This is a genomic window from Streptomyces yangpuensis (assembly GCF_001005295.1).
Lineage (GTDB): Bacteria > Actinomycetota > Actinomycetes > Streptomycetales > Streptomycetaceae > Streptomyces > Streptomyces yangpuensis.
The window spans coordinates 58,565-75,731 of sequence record NZ_LBMK01000009.1 but is presented as its reverse complement, the minus strand read 5'-3'; the positions used below and the strand labels follow the sequence as shown (position 1 = coordinate 75,731).

General features: G+C 71.6%; 13 protein-coding genes, 1 pseudogene and 1 riboswitch. Of the genes and pseudogenes, 7 read left to right on the top strand and 7 right to left on the bottom strand.

Going from position 1 to position 17,167, the window contains the following annotated elements; all coding sequences use genetic code 11:
- Positions 1-65 precede the first annotated feature (65 nt).
- Positions 66-1,763, top strand: a complete 1,698-nt coding sequence (locus AAT21_RS30955; protein ID WP_046780313.1) for a flavin monoamine oxidase family protein — start codon at positions 66-68, stop codon at positions 1,761-1,763.
- Between the two features lie 93 nt (positions 1,764-1,856).
- Here the strand turns inward: AAT21_RS30955 and AAT21_RS30950 are convergent, their stop codons facing one another.
- The 3 genes from AAT21_RS30950 to AAT21_RS30940 all read right to left on the bottom strand — a co-directional run bounded on the left by AAT21_RS30950 (position 1,857) and on the right by AAT21_RS30940 (position 5,333).
- A complete protein-coding gene (locus AAT21_RS30950; RefSeq protein ID WP_046780312.1) occupies positions 1,857-2,498 on the bottom strand; it encodes a DUF5995 family protein in 642 nt (213 codons plus the stop codon).
- A 75-nt stretch (positions 2,499-2,573) separates the two neighbouring features.
- A complete protein-coding gene (locus tag AAT21_RS30945) occupies positions 2,574-3,971 on the bottom strand; it encodes a uracil-xanthine permease family protein (protein ID WP_046780464.1) in 1,398 nt (465 codons plus the stop codon).
- Positions 3,972-4,091: 120 nt separating this feature from the next.
- Positions 4,092-5,333: an MFS transporter gene (locus AAT21_RS30940; protein ID WP_046780311.1), complete on the bottom strand. Its 1,242-nt coding sequence runs from the start codon at positions 5,331-5,333 to the stop codon at positions 4,092-4,094.
- A 55-nt stretch (positions 5,334-5,388) separates the two neighbouring features.
- Between AAT21_RS30940 and AAT21_RS30935 the strand changes: the two genes are divergently transcribed.
- Positions 5,389-6,540, top strand: coding sequence for an ROK family transcriptional regulator (locus AAT21_RS30935; protein ID WP_046780310.1), 1,152 nt, complete (start codon positions 5,389-5,391; stop codon positions 6,538-6,540).
- Positions 6,541-6,874: 334 nt separating this feature from the next.
- Positions 6,875-7,603, top strand: a pseudogene (locus tag AAT21_RS36275) (serine hydrolase domain-containing protein); the annotation flags it as partial.
- 163 nt (positions 7,604-7,766) lie between these two features.
- Here AAT21_RS36275 and AAT21_RS30930 read toward each other — a convergent pair.
- From AAT21_RS30930 to AAT21_RS30915, 4 genes are all read right to left on the bottom strand, one after another.
- Positions 7,767-8,351, bottom strand: a complete 585-nt coding sequence (locus tag AAT21_RS30930) for a DinB family protein (RefSeq protein WP_046780309.1) — start codon at positions 8,349-8,351, stop codon at positions 7,767-7,769.
- Positions 8,352-8,570: 219 nt separating this feature from the next.
- On the bottom strand, positions 8,571-9,425 hold the full coding sequence (locus tag AAT21_RS30925) for an SDR family oxidoreductase (protein ID WP_079026079.1): 855 nt from the start codon (positions 9,423-9,425) through the stop codon (positions 8,571-8,573).
- A 59-nt stretch (positions 9,426-9,484) separates the two neighbouring features.
- Entirely contained in the window at positions 9,485-10,384 is a 900-nt protein-coding gene (locus tag AAT21_RS30920) for an RNA polymerase sigma-70 factor (protein ID WP_235439291.1), read from the bottom strand.
- Positions 10,385-10,486: 102 nt separating this feature from the next.
- Positions 10,487-12,844, bottom strand: coding sequence for a chitinase C-terminal domain-containing protein (locus AAT21_RS30915; protein ID WP_046780308.1), 2,358 nt, complete (start codon positions 12,842-12,844; stop codon positions 10,487-10,489).
- A 296-nt stretch (positions 12,845-13,140) separates the two neighbouring features.
- A riboswitch (FMN riboswitch) is annotated at positions 13,141-13,270 on the top strand.
- A 150-nt stretch (positions 13,271-13,420) separates the two neighbouring features.
- Here AAT21_RS30915 and ribD point away from each other — a divergent pair.
- Genes ribD through AAT21_RS30895 form a run of 4 tightly spaced genes read left to right on the top strand, consistent with a single transcriptional unit; the run spans position 13,421 to position 17,123 of the window.
- Positions 13,421-14,557, top strand: a complete 1,137-nt coding sequence (gene ribD / locus AAT21_RS30910) for a bifunctional diaminohydroxyphosphoribosylaminopyrimidine deaminase/5-amino-6-(5-phosphoribosylamino)uracil reductase RibD (protein WP_079026078.1) — start codon at positions 13,421-13,423, stop codon at positions 14,555-14,557.
- Entirely contained in the window at positions 14,558-15,187 is a 630-nt protein-coding gene (locus AAT21_RS30905) for a riboflavin synthase (protein WP_046780307.1), read from the top strand.
- The gene (locus tag AAT21_RS30900) at positions 15,184-15,837 is read left to right on the top strand and encodes a nicotinamide mononucleotide transporter family protein (RefSeq protein WP_046780306.1); all 654 of its coding nucleotides are present in this window, start codon (positions 15,184-15,186) and stop codon (positions 15,835-15,837) included. Before AAT21_RS30905 ends, AAT21_RS30900 begins: the two co-directional genes overlap by 4 nt.
- Entirely contained in the window at positions 15,834-17,123 is a 1,290-nt protein-coding gene (locus AAT21_RS30895) for a bifunctional 3,4-dihydroxy-2-butanone-4-phosphate synthase/GTP cyclohydrolase II (RefSeq protein WP_046780305.1), read from the top strand. The genes AAT21_RS30900 and AAT21_RS30895 overlap by 4 nt, the downstream gene beginning before the upstream one ends.
- The last annotated feature ends 44 nt before the right edge of the window (positions 17,124-17,167 follow it).

The following is a 17,167-nucleotide window of genomic DNA, read 5'->3' as shown; positions in this document are numbered from 1 at the left end:
CTCCCCGTCCCACCCCGCCCCCGCCGCTCCACCCCCCGAGCCCCGCCCGCAAGGAGTCGTACCCCATGACGTCCACGGTGCCCACCACCGCCGTCCCGCACAGCGACGGACAGCCGCCGATCACCATGTTCGGTCCGGACTTCCCGTACGCCTACGACGACTTCCTCGCCCACCCGGCGGGCCTCGGCCAGATACCCGCGACCGAGTTCGGCACCGAGGTCGCCGTCATCGGCGGCGGACTCTCCGGCATCATCTCGGCCTACGAGCTCATGAAGATGGGCCTGCGGCCCGTCGTCTACGAGGCCGACCAGATCGGCGGCCGCCTGCGCACCGTCGGCTTCGAGGGCGCCGAGACCGAGGGCCTCACCGCGGAGATGGGCGCCATGCGCTTCCCGCCCTCCTCCACGGCCCTGCAGCACTACATCGACCTCGTCGGCCTGGTCACCGAGCCGTTCCCGAACCCGCTCGCCGAGGCCACCCCCTCCACGGTCGTCGACCTCAAGGGCGAGTCCCACTACGCGGAGACCATCGCGGACCTCCCGCAGATCTACCGCGACGTCGCCGAGGCCTGGAACGCCTGCCTCGACGAGGGCGCCGACTTCTCCGACATGAACACCGCCATGCGCGAGCGGGACGTCCCGCGCATCCGCGAGATCTGGGCCAAGCTCGTCGAGAAGCTCGACGACGAGACCTTCTACGGCTTCCTGTGCAAGTCGGAGGCCTTCAAGTCCTTCCGCAAGCGCGAGATCTTCGGCCAGGTCGGCTTCGGCACCGGCGGCTGGGACACCGACTTCCCGAACTCGATCCTCGAGATCCTGCGCGTCGTTTACACCGAGGCCGACGACCACCACCGCGGCATCGTCGGCGGCTCGCAGCAGCTGCCGCTGCGCCTGTGGGAGCGCGAGCCCGAGAAGATCGTCCACTGGGCCCAGGGCACCTCCCTGGCCACCCTGCACGGCGGCACCCCGCGCCCCGCCGTGACCCGCCTGCACCGCACCGCCGGCAACCGCATCACCGTCACCGACTCCTCCGGCGACATCCGCACGTACCGCGCCGCGATCTTCACGGCCCAGTCCTGGATGCTGCTGTCGAAGATCGAGTGCGACGACACGCTGTTCCCGATCGACCACTGGACGGCGATCGAGCGCACCCACTACATGGAGTCGTCGAAGCTGTTCGTCCCCGTGGACCGGCCGTTCTGGCTGGACAAGGACGAGGAGACCGGCCGCGACGTCATGTCGATGACGCTGACCGACCGGATGACCCGCGGTACCTACCTGCTGGACAACGGCCCGGACAAGCCCGCCGTCATCTGCCTCTCGTACACCTGGTGCGACGACAGCCTGAAGTGGCTGCCGCTGTCCGCGAACGAGCGGATGGAGGTCATGCTGAAGTCCCTCGGCGAGATCTACCCCAAGGTCGACATCCGCCGTCACATCATTGGCAACCCGGTCACCGTCTCCTGGGAGGACGAGCCCTACTTCATGGGCGCGTTCAAGGCCAACCTCCCCGGCCACTACCGCTACCAGCGCCGCCTGTACACCCACTTCATGCAGGACCGCCTCCCCGAGGACAAGCGCGGCATCTTCCTCGCCGGCGACGACATCTCCTGGACGGCCGGCTGGGCCGAGGGCGCGGTCCAGACCGCCCTCAACGCCGTCTGGGGCGTCATGCACCACCTCGGCGGGTCCACGGACTCCACCAACCCGGGCCCGGGCGACGTCTACGACGAGATCGCCCCGGTCGAACTCCCGGAGGACTGACCCTCCCGGCCCTCCGACAGGGGCCCCGTGATCACGGGCCGCCGCCCCGCGCCGTCAGCACGCGGGGAGGCGGCCCGTTCTCATACCCGGCCCTCAGCCCCGGGGGGTCAGCAGGCAGCGGCCGACCAGGCCGACGCCCGCGTCCAGGGAGTCCGTGAACTCCTCGGCCAGGTCCGGCGCCCGGCGCAGCGTCCACAGCAGCCGGGCCGCCGACCAGGCCCCGGCGCGGGCCCGCTCCAGACTCCACGAACCGACCAGGTGGGTCAGCGGGTCGGCGATCTCCAGCAGGTCCGGACCCGGCATCAGGTCCTCCCGGATGTGCTCCTCCAACGAGACCAGCGTGTCGCCGACCCGGTCGAAGTCCGCCTCCAGAGCCCGCGGTTCGCAGTCCAGCTCCCCGCACGTGGACACCACGGCGAGCGCCAGGTCGTGCCCGATGTGCGCGTTGATCCCGGCCAGCGCGTGCTGCAGCGGCCGGATCCCGGGGTGCCGGCGGTACTGCAGCAGCGGGCGCCAGCAGGCCGGGGCCCGGTCCGCCTCCACCGCCGTCAGGTACCGCTCCGCGAACCGCACGCTGAGGGTCGCCGCCCGCCGGGGCGCCGGGAAGCCCCCGTGCTCGATCCGCCGGTGCAGGGCCTCCGTCACCGTCAGGTAGACCCGGTTGAAGACGGCGACACCGTCCTGCGCCGGGAGCCGCTCCTCCAGGGCGCGCATCCGCGCCAGCACCGCTTCCATGGGGGCAGGGTCGCAGGCGCCGCCACGGATCCGGGGAACTTGGCCGTACGCTTCCCCGGTTCGGGCGAAACCCCGTCAACGGGGCTTGTCCTCCGCCTCCCCGCCGTCGTCGTATGCGGACGTGCCCGCGTCGAGCAGCGGCTCCTGGGGCTTCAGGTGCGCGGGGGCGAAATACCGCAGCGCGTGATAGCCGCCGATCACCACGATCGTGCCCAGCGCGATGCCGCCCAGCTCGAAGCTGTCGGTGATCTGCAGCTTCACACCGCCGACGCCGATGATGATGCCCGCCGCGGCCGGCACCAGGTTCAGCGGATTGCGCAGGTCCACCCGGCCGTTGACCCAGATCTGGGCGCCGAGCAGGCCGATCATCCCGTACAGGATGACCGTGATCCCGCCGAGCACCCCGCCCGGGATCGCGGCGACGACCGCGCCGAACTTGGGGCACAGGCCGAAGAGCAGCGCGAAGCCCGCGGCAGCCCAGTAGGCCGCCGTGGAGTAGACCCGGGTGGCCGCCATGACGCCGATGTTCTCGGAGTACGTGGTGTTCGGCGGGCCGCCGACCGCCGTGGACAGCATCGACGCGGCGCCGTCCGCCGCGATCGCCGTGCCCAGCTTGTCGTCGAGGGGATCACCGGTCATCTCGCCCACGGCCTTGATGTGCCCCGCGTTCTCAGCGATCAGCGCGATCACCACGGGCAGGGCGATCAGGATCGCCGACCACTCGAAGGACGGCCCGTGGAAGGACGGCAGCCCGATCCAGTCGGCCTTCGCCACCGCGGAGAGGTCCAGACGCCAGTGGTCCACGGCCGCCTCCCCGCCCACCGTCGAGTGGATCTTGCCGAAGAGCAGGTCGAACAGCCAGGAGATCGCGTACCCGAAGACCAGCCCCAGGAAGATCGCGATGCGCGACCAGAAACCGCGCAGGCACACCACGGCGAATCCGGTGAACAGCATGGTCAGCAGCGCCGTCCACTGGTCCTGCGGCCAGTACGTCGACGCCGTCACCGGCGCCAGGTTGAAGCCGATCAGCATCACCACCGCGCCCGTGACGATCGGCGGCATCGCCGTGTGGATGACGCGCGCGCCGAACCGCTGCACCGCGAGACCGGCCAGGAACAGCGCCACGCCGACGACGAACACGGCGCCCGTGACGACCGCGCTGTCCCCGCCCCCGGCCCGGATCGCCGCCGCGACACCGACGAAGGACAGCGAACAGCCCAGGTACGACGGCACCCGGCCGCGCGTCGCCAGCAGGAAGATCACCGTCGCGATGCCGGACATCATGATGGCCAGGTTCGGATCCAGGCCCATCAGGACCGGTGCGACGAAACTCGCGCCGAACATCGCCACGACGTGCTGGGCGCCCAGCCCGGCGGTCCGCGGCCACGACAGCCGCTCCTCAGGCCGCACCACCGCGCCGGGGGCCGGGGTCCGCCCGTCTCCGTGCAGGGTCCACCCCACGCCGAGGCCCATGTGCCACTCCTCTTTCCCGGTCTTCCGGGTCTTCCCGGTCATGCGGACGAGCGCGGCAGCGGCCGCGCGCACATCGAAGCCGCAGCGCACGGGTGCGTGCCGCTGCGGCCAGTCGACATATTACGGCCGTATATCAGCAGGTTCGTCGAGATCGGCCGCCGGGCCGGCCTTCCCGGCGAACCCGCCCCCGGACCGCCCCGCCGACGGCTTCGGGCGCAGCACCGAGGCACCCACCACCAGCGCGAACGCCAGCACCGTCACCAGCCCGAACGACACCACCAGCGAGGTCGCGTCGGCCACCGCCCCGATCGCCGACGGCGCGATGAGCCCCGACGTGTACGTGATCGTCGCGACACCGGCGATCGCCTGCGCCGGTGCCGGCCCGCTGCGCCCCGCCGCGGCGAAGGCCAGCGGGACCACCACCGCGATACCGAGCCCGATCAGGGCGAACCCGGTCAGCGCGCCCGCCGGAGTGCGGACGCCGACGACGAGCAGCCCGCCGAGGGTGGCCAGCGCACCGCCCGCCCGGACCGTGCGTACCGCACCGAAGCGGTCCACCACCCGGTCGCCGACCAGCCGGGCCACGGCCATCGTCAGCGCGAAGGCGGTGGTGGAGGCGGCCGCGAGGCCCGCGTCCGTGTGCAGGACGTCCCGCAGGTAGACCGCCGACCAGTCCAGGCTCGCGCCCTCGGCGAACACCGCGCAGAAGCCGATCGCGCCGATGAGCAGCGCGGACTTCGGCGGCAGCGCGAAGTGCGGCGGCGCCTCGGCGCCCTCCGCGCTCCGCAGGTCCAGTACGCCCTGTACGGCGATCAGCCCGGCCGCGGTCAGCACGAGCGCGGCGACCAGGTGGTGCAGCCGGGCGTCGGTCCCGGCGTGCGCGGCGACCGTACCGGCGGCCGACCCCAGGAGCGCGCCCACGCTCCACATGCCGTGCAGGGAGGACATGATCGAGCGGCCCAGCCGGTTCTCGGTCTCCACACCCAGCGCGTTCATCGCCACGTCCGACATGCCCGCGGTGGCCCCGTACACGAAGAGGGCGAGGCACAGCACCGGCAGGTTCGGGGCGAGGCTCGGCAGGATCAGCGAGAGGGTCCACAGCACCAGCAGCCCGCGCAGCGCGGTACGCGCCCCGAACCGGTGGTTGATCCGCCCGGCCAGCGGCATCGCGAGCGCCGCGCCCAGGGCGGGGAAGGCGAGCGCGAGCCCCAGGGTGCCCGCGCCGAGCTGGGCATGGTCCTGGATCCACGGGATGCGGGTGGCGAAGGAGCCGGTGACGGCGCCGTGGGCGCAGAAGACGGCGGCGATGGCGATACGGGCATGGCGCAGGCGCGCCGGGCTGAGGTCGGTGTCCCCGGTCATGAGGCATAAACTATCAGGGAACCTGCCTGATAGATAATGGCCCCGACTCCCTAGGATGGGCGCCGTGACTCCAGCCCACGCCCCGGTACCGTCCCCGGCCTCACCCAGCACGGCCCGGGCCATCAACGACCGCCTCGCCCTGCGACTCCTCCAGGACTCCGGGCCGCTGACGGCGACCCAGCTCAAGACCCTGACCGGCCTCTCCCGCCCGTCCGTCGCCGACCTCGTCGACCGGCTCACCGACGCGGGCCTGATCGAGGTCGTCGGCGAATCCGGCGCACAACGCCGCGGCCCCAACGCCAAGCTCTACGGGATCGTCGCCGGCCGTGCCCACCTGGCCGCCCTCGACGTCCGCACCGACCGGGTCACCGCCGTCGTCACCGACCTGCTCGGCCACCCCCTCGCCGAGGCCGCCCTGCCCGTCGGCGCACCCGAGGACGCGGTCGCCGCCCTGCTGCGCACCGCCCGCGAGGCCGGCGCCGACCAGCTCCACACCGTCGTCGTCGGCGCCCCGGGCCTGGTCACCCCCACCACCGGCGAACTGCGCGACACCATCGGCCTCCCGGCCTGGCACCGGGACCTGGTGACCGCCCTGCAGCGGACCCTGCCCGCCGACGTGGCCGTCGAGAACGAGACCAACCTCGCCGCCCTCGCCGAGCAGCGCCTGGGCGTGGCCCGCGACCTGGACTCCTTCGTCCTGCTGTGGCTCGGCGCCGGGGTCGGCGCGGCCGTGGTCCTGGACGGCCGGCTACGCCGGGGCGCCTCAGGCGGGGCGGGCGAGATCGGCTTCCTCCCCGTACCGGGCACCGGCGGGCTGCCCTCGGCCGCCGACTGTGCGGGTGGCTTCCACGCCCTGGCCGGCCGGGACGCGGTGACCGCACTGGCCCGCGAGCACGGCTTCGCAGGCCCCGCGGAGCAGGCCGTCGCGGGGGCCGCCGGCGCACCCTTCCTCGAAGCCCTCGCCGAACGCCTCGCCCTGGGCGCGGCGGCCGCCGCGGCCCTCCTCGACCCGGGCTGCGTGGTCCTCGCCGGAGAACTCGGCCGCGCGGGCGGCCCCGCCCTGGCCGCCCGGGTCTCCCACCGCCTGGCGGAGCTGACCCCGGTCCCGACGGAGATCCGCGCCACGACCCTGGGCGACCCGGCGGTCCTCGCGGGCGCCCGCCTGGCAGCCCGCGAAGCGGCCCAGCGGGTGCTGTTCGGGGGGTAACCCCACCCCGGAGACGGGCGCTGACGGGATGGTGCGGGGCGGCCGTGCCCGGAAGGGTTGCTCCCGGCGGACTCACCGGTCGCCGAACTGCCGACGATCGCACGGGGGCGACTGATGCGGGAACAGCCACGAAAGCACCCGCAGGAGCACGTACAGCAGCGGGTACGCCACGGGTGGCGTTCGGGCGCGGCCGCCGCAGTCGTCGGTGTCATCGCCATGACCATCATGGGAACGGGCGCCCCGGTCCCGGACTCAGCGGCGACGGCCGGTCCGGACGCCGTCCGGCAGGGTGTGAACGCGCTGGTGCGCTCCTACGGCCAGCCTGCCCGCCGCGATGGCGAGTGTCAGGGGACGCGACGGCCGCACCCGTACCTACGTCGCGGGAGTGGGAGACCTGGCCACCGGATCGAAAGTGCCCCGGGACGGGCAGGTACGGATCGGCAGCAACACCAAGACCTTCACCGCGGTGGTCGTGCTCCAGCTGGCCGGTGAGGGAAAGGTCGGCCTGGAAACTCCCGTGGACACCTATCTGCCCGGCCTCGTCCGGGGACAGGACATCGATGGGCGGCACATCACAGTCCGTCAGCTGCTGCAACACACCAGCGGACTTCCCAACTACACGAAGTACGCCCTCGAACCCCGGCCGTACCGGCCCCGCGACCTCCTCGACATCGCTCTCCGGCACGAGGCCGACTTCGCCCCCGGGACGAGATGGGAGTACAGCAACACGAACTACGTGCTCGCCGGCCTGATCGTCGAGAAGGTCACCGGCCACGCCGTCGCCGAGGAGATGGACCGGCGCATCATCGGACCCCTCGGGCTGCGCCACACCTACTTCCCCGCCCCCGGCGACGCGACCATCCGTGAGCCGCACCCCCACGGCTACCAACGGGAAGCGGCAGGGGAGCCGCTGCGCGACATCACGGAGACGGACCCCTCCTGGAGCTGGGCGGCGGGCCAGCTGATCTCCACCAACTCCGACCTCAACCGCTTCTTCTCCGAACTCCTGAAGGGCCGCCTCCTCCCGGCGGCCCAGCTCGCCGAGATGCGCACCACCGTCCCCGCCGCGTACTTCGGCCGCGGCGCCGGCTACGGACTGGGGCTCGTGAGCAGGCCGCTGTCCGAGCCCCGAGTTCGTCCAGCATCGCCCAGCCGCTTCGACAGATCAGCACTCACGACCGGAATCGTGCCGCTCAAACATCACGTCACGTCACGGGACAGCCTTCTCAAGCCGTGGCTGGTGCGGCCGATCGTGCAGCCTGCTCGATCTTCGCGAAGTAGGCGGTGCGGGCGTCCTCATCGATCTGCATCTCGTGTTCGGGGCGCATCCCGGTCCGGCCGTCCACCCCTTCGCGCAGGACGTCGGCATGCCCGGCATGCCGATTGGTCTCGCCCAGGACATGGACCAGGATGGCGAACAGGTTCGTGTTCGGACAAGGCTCCGACCACCACGGCACGTGGCCAGGGGCATCGAGGGCAAGCTCGTTGATCGTCGCGTCCGAATGTTCCCACGTGCGCCGGTAGAACCCGATGATCTGATCGCGGGTCTCGTCCTCGGTCGCCCACAGATCGCTGCCGTCGGAGTCCTGCCACCGGGGTAGCGGTTCCGGAGAAGGGCGCTCGAAGACCTCGCCGAAGTACCTGGCCTCGACGCTGGCCACGTGTTTGACCAGGCCGAGGAGGTTGGTCCCGGTCACGGTCAAAGGCCGGCGTGCGTCGTACTCGGACAGGCCGTCGAGCTTCCAGAGCAGCGCCTTGCGGTCCCGCCGCAGTCTCCCGTGCAGGTTGTCCTTCGCGAATTCATCGATCATGCGGCATGAGCCTGCCATGGGTCACTCGTCGCCTCAAGATCCAGTACGTGGACCACGACGACCGGCAGCGCCGAAGCCTGGCCAGCTGGCGAACCAGCAGATAGAGGCGGTGAGGCCCAGTAGGCCGATCAACGGCCAAGTTGTCGCCCGTGGCTTCTCGATGCCCTGTTCGATGACGTGCAGGCCGACCCGACACACCGCTCTCTGTGGTGGCTCCGCCTACCGCGCGGCAGCCGGGGATCCGGGGCGAGGGCCGATCCCCCGCCCCGCCGCGAACTGCTCGAACGTTTCGTGGCCGACTGCGTGGGACGGGGTGAGGTGGCCGCCGCGGCGGAAGGCCGCGTAGGCCTTGCCCGGCAGGGGGAGGGGGAGGACGCGGCGGTTGCGGCCCGTCGCCCGCAGGTGGACGCGGGCCAGGTCCGGCAGGCTGCGGATCTGCGGGCCACCCATGTCCGGGACCCGGCCCGACGGGGTCGGGACCGCCAGCTCCGCCATGCGGTCCGCGACCTCGCCGACCGCGATCGGCTGCACCGGTACACCCTTCGGGACCGGCACGACCGGCAGTTTCGCCATGGCGTCCGTCAGCATCGCCACGAGGTCGTGGAACTGCGTCGTACGCAGGATCGTCACGCCCAGCCCGGACGCCTCCAGCAGCCGCTCCACCCGGAGCTTGCGCCGGTAGTAGCCGAGCGGGACCACGTCCACCCCGACGATCGAGATGTAGACGATGTTCCTGACAGTGCCGGTCCGCCGGGCAGCCTCGATGAGGTGCCCGGCGGCCACGTCGTCGCCCTTGCCCGCCCCGCGCGTGTTGCTCGCGCAGTGCACGATCACCTCTGCGCCCGCCAGCGCCGCGTCCAGGCCTGTGCCGTTCCGGAGGTCGACGGGATGGTCCGGGGCGTGCCGGCTCAGCACGCGGACCTCGTGCCCGGCCGCCCGCAGCCGTTCGGTGACGAGCGAGCCGAGCGTTCCGGTGCCTCCTGTGACGACGACAGTGCCCGTAGCGCCCGTAGCGCCCGTAGCGCCCGTAGCGCCCGTAGTACCCGTATTGCCCGTAGTGCCCGAGGTGCCCATGGTGCCGGTCCTTCCCTGGTGCGGTGAGAGGGGTGTTCCCAGCTGGGACCGGACAGCCGTCAGGAATGTGACAGCTGCCGCCGGAGGAATTCCAGCTTCTCCGGGTTGACCACCGTGCTGATGCCGCTGACCAGCCCATTCTCGAATTCGACCAGCAGGACCGCCACCTCGCCGAAGAGCAGCGCGGGCGTCCCGTTGACCTCCGCGACGCTGACCGGCACACCGGCCACGTACTTCGCCATGGCGCCCAGCGCGAACCGGGCGACGGCGTCGCGCCCCAGGATCGGCCGGCGCGCCGCGCTGACCACGCCGCCACCGTCCGACACGTACCGCACGTCGGCCGCCAGCACCCCCTCCAGTTGGGTCAGGTCCCCGCTGCGCGCCGCCGTCAGGAAGCTCTCCACGAGGCCCTGCCACCGTTCGGGGTCGGCGGAGAACCGCTTCGCCTGCGTGTCCGCACGGCCGGCCTCCACCCGGCCCGCCGCACGCCGGTAGATCTGGCGGCAGTTGGCCTCGGTGAGGTCCAGGAGGCCGGAGATCTCCCGGTGGCTGTAGGCGAAGGCCTCGCGCAGCACGTACACGGCGCGCTCGACGGGGGTGAGCTGTTCCAGCAGCAGGAGCAGGGCCACGGAGACGCTGTCCCGCTGCTCCGCGGTCTCCAGCGGGCCGAGGGCGCCGTCCCCGGTGAGGACGGGTTCGGGGAGCCAGGGGCCGACGTAACTCTCGCGCCTGGCGCGCGCCGAGGTGAGGGTGTTGAGGCAGAGGTTGGTGGTGACCTTGGCCAGCCAGGCCCCCGGGTTCTCGATGGCGGAACGGTCCGCGCCGTCCCAGCGCAGGTAGGCGTCCTGCACGATGTCCTCGGCCTCCGCGGCGGAGCCGAGCATGCGGTAGGCGATGCCGAACATCCGGGGCCGGTGGTGCTCGAAGTCCGCTACGGCGGCGGTGACATGTGTGATCACCCGGCCAGCCTACGAGGAGCCGGCCGGGCGGGAACGTGCGAGGACCCGGTGGCCGCCGGGCCACCGGGTCCTCACGTGTGGTCGCCCGTCAGGGCGGTCCGGTCAGCAGGCGCCCTGGTCCTTCCAGACGCCCCACTCGCCGGTGGTGCCGGGCTCCTCGTTCTGCGTCCACCACTGGGCCTTCCAGGTGTGGCCCTTGTGGGAGACGAGGTTCCCGCTGTTGTAGATGGTGCCCGCGACGTACGCCGGGCTGGTGCAGGTCCCGCCGGTCGGCGGCGGGGTGGTCGGGGGCGTCGTCGGAGGGGTCGTCGGGGGCGTGGTGGGCGGGGTGGTGCCGCCGCCCGGCTCGCCGACCGTGGTGCCGCGCGCCAGGTCACCGGCGAGGGCGTACGTCGTGCCGGAGATGTTCACCGTCCAGTTGGAGGGGGTGGACACCGGCAGGTAGTAGTTGAACGCCAGGTCGACGGAGGCGCCGGGGGCCAGCGACTGCCAGGCCGGGAGCTTCAGCGACACCCGGTGGAAGTCGCCCTTCAGGCCGCCCGCGTTGCTGCCCGTGTGGCCGCTGCTGATGACCTTCGTGCCGAAGCCGGACTGGTCGGAGGCGTTGTCCGGGGCAGAGGTCGAGTAGTCGAACTGGAACTCGGTGCCGCCGGGGAGCGCCGTCTTCGTGTTGTTCGTGATCTTGATCTTCGGGGTGATCGGGTAGTTCGAGTCGCCGAGCTTGAACTCGGTGAACTCGGCCTTGATGTCGACCGCCTGGGCCGGCGGCACGGTGGTGCCCGCCTTCTTCGCCCCGTACGGGGAGGCCGCCTTGAACTTGTCGTACATCAGCGTGGTGAGGGTGGAGCCCATCTCGTACTGACCCTTGGCCGCGTTCCAGCCGTAGTCGCCGGCCATCTCCCAGACCATGGTGCCGCCGATGCCGCGGTCCACCACGTAGTCGGCCTTGGCGGCCACCGACTGCTCGTCCTCGGTGGAGAGGAAGACCTTCTTCTGCGCGTTCCACAGCCACGGCGCGACCAGGGTCGAGTCGTACTTGCGGGCGTAGCTGCCGGTCAGCGAGGTGGTCGCCGGGAAGCCGTACTGGGTCACGTAGTCCCCGACGATCCCCTTCTCCAGGTTCTTGGCGTGCCACATCGGGTTCGAGCCCGCGGGGGACTCGTTGCCGTTGTCGTCCTTGTCGTGCCACAGGTTGTCGATGCCGACCGCGCCGTCACCGCACTTGGTCAGCCCCGAGCCGGCCGGGCAGCTGGTCGCCGCCGCCTTGCCCCACAGGCCGTCGGTGCCGCCCTGCACGTTCTTGTGGCCGCGGGTGTAGTACGGCAGGCCGATGTTGATCCGGCCGGCCGGCATGGAGCCGCGGAAGTAGTGGTACGCCCAGTCGGTGTTGAGGTAGCCGATGCCGCCGTACTGCTGGGAGCCGTAGACGCCGGCGGCGGCGAGCTCGCCGTCCTTGCCGTCGTCGAAGAGGGAGGCGTTCGGGCCGACGTACTCGTTCCAGGCGCCGTGCAGGTCGTAGGACATGATGTTGACGTAGTCCAGGTACTGCTGCATCTGGAACGTCTCCATGCCGCGCAGCAGGTAGCCGGAGGAGGGGGCGGCGACGGTCAGCATGTAGTGCTTGCCGTCGGCGGCGCCGGCCGCGTCCAGCTTCTGGCGCAGGCTCTTCATGAGGGCGTCGTAGCCCTTGACCAGGCCGGCGCGCCGGGCGTTGGCGATCTGCCAGTCCAGCGGGTTGCCGGCGTCCTTCATCGTGGTCGGGTACTCGTAGTCGATGTCGACGCCGTTGAAGCCGTACGTGCGGATGAAGTCGACCGAGGACTGGGCGAAGGTGTCGATGCCCGCCTGGTTGACGGATCCGTCCGCGTTGGTGGCCATGCTGTAGAAGCCGCCGGAGGCGACGCGCTTGCCGTCCGCGCCGAAGTAGCCGCCGGTCTCGGCCCAGCCTCCGACGGAGATCAGGGTCTTCACGTCGGGGTGCTGCTTCTTGTACTTCGTCAGCAGGTTGAAGTGGCCCTTGTAGGGGAGCGCCGGGTCCATCTCGGCCCCGGCGACGCCCGGCCAGGTCATCCCGGTGGCCTCGTTGGCGGGGCTGTCGGCTCCGACGGAGATCTTGTTGTCGCTGCCGACGTGCGCGAAGGCGTAGTTGATGTGGGTGATCTTGTCCCACGGGATGTTGTTGACGAGGTACGAGGGCTGGCCGTTCTTGCCGGTGCGCCAGCCGGTGAAGTAGCCGATGACGCGGCGCTGGTGGTCGGCGCCCATCTTCTCGCGGCCCTCGGTGTCGTAGACCGAGCAGTACGGGACGTCGACGCCGGCCGTCTTGTAGAGGCCGTCCGGGCGACAGCTCTCGTTGTCTGCCGCGTGCGAGACGCCCGTCGAGAGCCCGCCGACCAGCAGTCCGGCGATCGCGGCGCCGGATGCCAGGAGCATCGCTCTCGTACGTGTGGGGGACAGCATTGTGCCTCCTGGGGAGGGGAGGATGCAGGACACAAATGGACACAACATGAAGCAACGTGACTGGTGCGTAAGTCTGTTGGCCCGTGACGTGCGCACATCTGACGGGCTGCTCCCGGAAGTTGAAGGGAACGTTAAGAGGACTAGACCAACCCGTCAATAGGTCTGGACCAACCGTGTCTCTGCTCGACCGGGCCCCCACCGCCGTGGCCCCGGCGTCACCCTCTGTGAGCCAGGCCACACCACATCACCTGCATGGCGGGCGACAGGCCGTGGCAGACTGGCTGGAGTACCAGTAGCAGCGCACTCCGGGGTCGGTGTAATTCCGAACCGGCGGTATAGTCCGCGACCCGTCCGCAGCCAGCGGCCGGTTGACCAGGTGAGATTCCTGGACCGACGGTTAAAGTCCGGATGGGAGGCAGTGCGCGGCGGGCCAGTCACCGGTACGCCGCCGTCGGCGTTTCATCGGCATATCCCCGTGGATGTGCCCGGTCGAACCGTTTCTCCGGCCTCGGCGCCCCTGCGTGAGCTGATCCGCTTCATCTGTCGTATCCCGACAGGCCCCGGAGTCCGTGCCCGATGAGGCAGGAGGACCCGGTGGCGACACACGCCGCGCACGCAGCACCCGCACCCGACGCGGGCACCCGTGCCATGCGACGGGCCATCGAGCTCGCTGCCCGCGGACTCGGCTCCACCAGCCCCAACCCGGTCGTCGGCTGCGTCATCACCGACACCTCCGGCACCGTCGTCGGCGAGGGCTGGCACCAGCGGGCCGGCGGCCCGCACGCCGAGGTCCACGCCCTGCGCGCCGCAGGCGCCGCCGCCCGCGGCGGCACCGCCTACGTCACCCTCGAACCCTGCAACCACACCGGCCGCACCGGACCCTGCGCCCAGGCCCTCCTCGGCGCCGGCGTCACCCGTGTCGTCTACGCCGTCCCCGACCCGAACCCGCAGGCCAGCGGCGGTGCCGCCACCCTGCGCGCCGCCGGGATCGACACCGAGGCGGGGCTGCTGCGGGCCGAGGCCGAAGCCGGCAACACCGCCTGGCTGACCTCCGTACGCCTCGGCCGCCCCCACGTGACCTGGAAGTACGCCGCCACCCTCGACGGCCGCAGCGCCGCCGCGGACGGCAGCAGCCGCTGGATCAGCTCCGTCGAGTCCCGGGCCGACGTCCACCGGCTGCGCGCCGAGGCCGACGCCGTCCTCGTCGGCGGCGGCACCCTGCGCGCCGACGACCCGCACCTGGCCGTCCGCGGAATCGACGGCGCCACCCAGCCCCTGCGCGTGGCCCTCGACACCCGCGCCGGCCTCCCGCCGGCCGCCCGCATCCTCGACGACGCCGCGCCCACACTGCTCGTCGTCGACGAGGACGCCGACACCCGCCACCTCCCCGGCGTCGACCTGCTCCGGCTGCCCCTGCGCGACGGCCGGATCCCCCTCGACCAACTCCTGACCCAGCTGTACGCCCGCGGCGTGCGCTCCCTGCTCCTGGAAGGCGGACCCACCCTCGCGGGGGCCTTCCTCGAAGCCGGAGCCGTCGACCGCGTCGTCGGCTACCTCGCCCCCGCCCTGCTCGGCGCCGGCCCCGCCGCCCTCGGCAACGCGGGCATCACCAACATCACCCACGCCCTGCGCCTCGACATCACCGAGGCCGTCCGCGTGGGCCCCGATCTGCGCATCACCGCCCTTCCCGCCACCGCCCCCAAGGAGCACTGAGTGTTCACCGGAATCGTCGAAGAACTGGGCGAGGTCACCGCCGTCGAGCCGCTCCGGGAAGCCTCCCGCTTCCGGCTGCGCGGCCCCCTCGTCACCGAGGACGCCAAGCACGGCGACTCCATCGCCGTCAACGGCGTCTGCCTGACCGTCGTGGAGACCGCCGACGGCGAGTTCACCGCCGACGTCATGCAGGAGACCCTCAACCGCTCCAGCCTCGGCGCCCTGGCCGAGGGCTCCCGGGTCAACCTGGAGCGGCCCATGGCCCTCGGCGGACGGCTCGGCGGCCACCTGGTCCAGGGCCACGTCGACGGCACCGGCGAGATCCTCTCCCGGACCCCCTCCGAGCACTGGGAGATCGTCAAGGTCGCCCTCCCGGAGAACCTCTCCCGCTACGTCGTCGAGAAAGGCTCCATCACGGTCGACGGCGTCAGCCTCACCGTCGTCGAGGCCGCCGCCGACTGGTTCACCATCAGCCTCATCCCCACCACCCTCGCGCTGACCACCCTCGGCATCAAGCAGCCCGGCGACCCGGTCAACCTCGAGGTCGACGTCCTCGCGAAGTACGTCGAGCGCCTCCTGGCCGCCGGCGTGGACCCGCTGCGCGCCAACCCGGCGGGAGAGCCCCGGTGAGCGCCCTGACCTGGCTCAACACGGAGGCCTTCACGGTCTTCGGCCAGAAGGTCATCTGGTCCGACATGATCGGCAACCTGATGGGCCTCGCCGCACTCGCCCTCGGCTGGCGCCGCTCCATCTGGACCTGGCCCGCCCAGCTGCTCTCCGGGCTCATCCTCATCGCCGCCTACGCCTCCGCACACCTCGCCGGCGGCGTCGGCAAGCAGCTCCTGGTCATCGGCGTGGCCGTCTTCGGCTGGATCTCCTGGCAGCGCGGCAAGCAGCAGGCCCAGGACGGCTCCATCGCCGTACGCACCGCCACCTGGACCGAACGCGGACTCCTCCTCGGCGGAGCGGCCCTCGGAACCCTCGCCGTCGGCGGCCTCTTCACCCTCTACCCGTCGCTGTCCTGGAGCCCCTGGGCCGACGCCTACATCTTCGTCGGCACCATCGTCGCGATGGTCGCCCAGGCCCGCGGACTCGTCGAGTTCTGGTTCGCCTGGCTCCTCGTCGACCTGGTCGGCGTCCCCCTCGCCTTCACCGGCGGCCTCGCCTTCTCCGGACTGGTCTACGTCGTCTACTTCGCCCTCGTGGTGTGGGGCGCCTACGACTGGTACCAGCGCTCCCGCACCAACCCCGCCCCGGCCCTCGAAGGAGCAGCGGCATGACCACCCTCAAGCCCGTGCCCGACATCCCCGAAGAGACCTTCCGCCTCGACCCCGTCGAGCAGGCGATCCGCGACATCGCGGCGGGACGCCCCGTGGTCGTCGTCGACGACGAGGACCGCGAGAACGAGGGCGACCTCGTCATCGCCGCCGAGAAGGCCACCCCCGAGATCATCGCCTTCATGATGAGCGAGTGCCGCGGCCTGATCTGCGCCCCCATGGAGGGCCCGGAACTGGACCGGCTCGAACTCCCGCAGATGGTCCAGAACAACACCGAGTCGATGAAGACCGCCTTCACCGTCTCCGTCGACGCGAGCGCCGCCCACGGCGTCACCACCGGCATCTCCGCCGCCGACCGCGCCACCACCCTGCGCCTCCTCGCCCACGGCGTCAGCGGACCCGGCGACTTCGTCCGCCCCGGCCACATCTTCCCCCTGCGCGCCAAGCCCGGCGGCGTCCTGGTCCGCAACGGCCACACGGAGGCCGCCGTCGACCTCGCCCGCCTCGCGGGCCTGCGCCCGGCCGGAGCCATCGTGGAGATCGCCGGCGAGGACGGCGTCATGCTGCGCCTGCCCGAACTGATCCCCTTCGCCCGCAAGCACGGCCTGACGATCATCTCCATCGAGGACCTGATCGCCTACCGGCGCTCCGCCGAGCCCACCGTGCGCCGCGAGGCCGAGGTCCACCTGCCGACCGCCTTCGGCGACTTCACCGCGCACGGCTACCGCTCCACCGTCGACGGCGTCGAGCACGTCGCCCTCGTCCACGGCGAGATCGGCGACGGATCCGACATCCTGGTCCGGATGCACTCCGAGTGCCTGACCGGCGACATCTTCGCCTCCCAGCGCTGCGACTGCGGCCCCCAGCTGCACGCCTCCATGGAACGGATCAAGAACGAGGGCCGCGGCGTCGTCGTCTACCTGCGCGGCCACGAGGGCCGCGGCATCGGACTGCTGTCCAAGCTGCGCGCGTACGAGCTCCAGGAACGCGGCCGCGACACCCTCGACGCCAACCTGGAGCTGGGCCTGCCCGCCGACGCCCGCGACTACGCGGCCGGCGCACGCATCCTCGCCGACCTCGGCGTGCGCAGCGTCCGGCTGCTGACGAACAACCCCGACAAGTCCGCCGCCCTGGAACAGCACGGCATCACGGTCACCAGCCGGGAGGCCATGCCGGTCGAGGCGGGCGAGCACAATCTGCGGTACCTGCGCACCAAGCGGGACCGGATGGGCCACGACCTGCCCTGGCTGGACGGGGCCGTGACCACCTCCGCCTGCGGCAACCAGTAAGCACGCACCACCCCCACCCGTACGTACATCCACGAACCACCGAG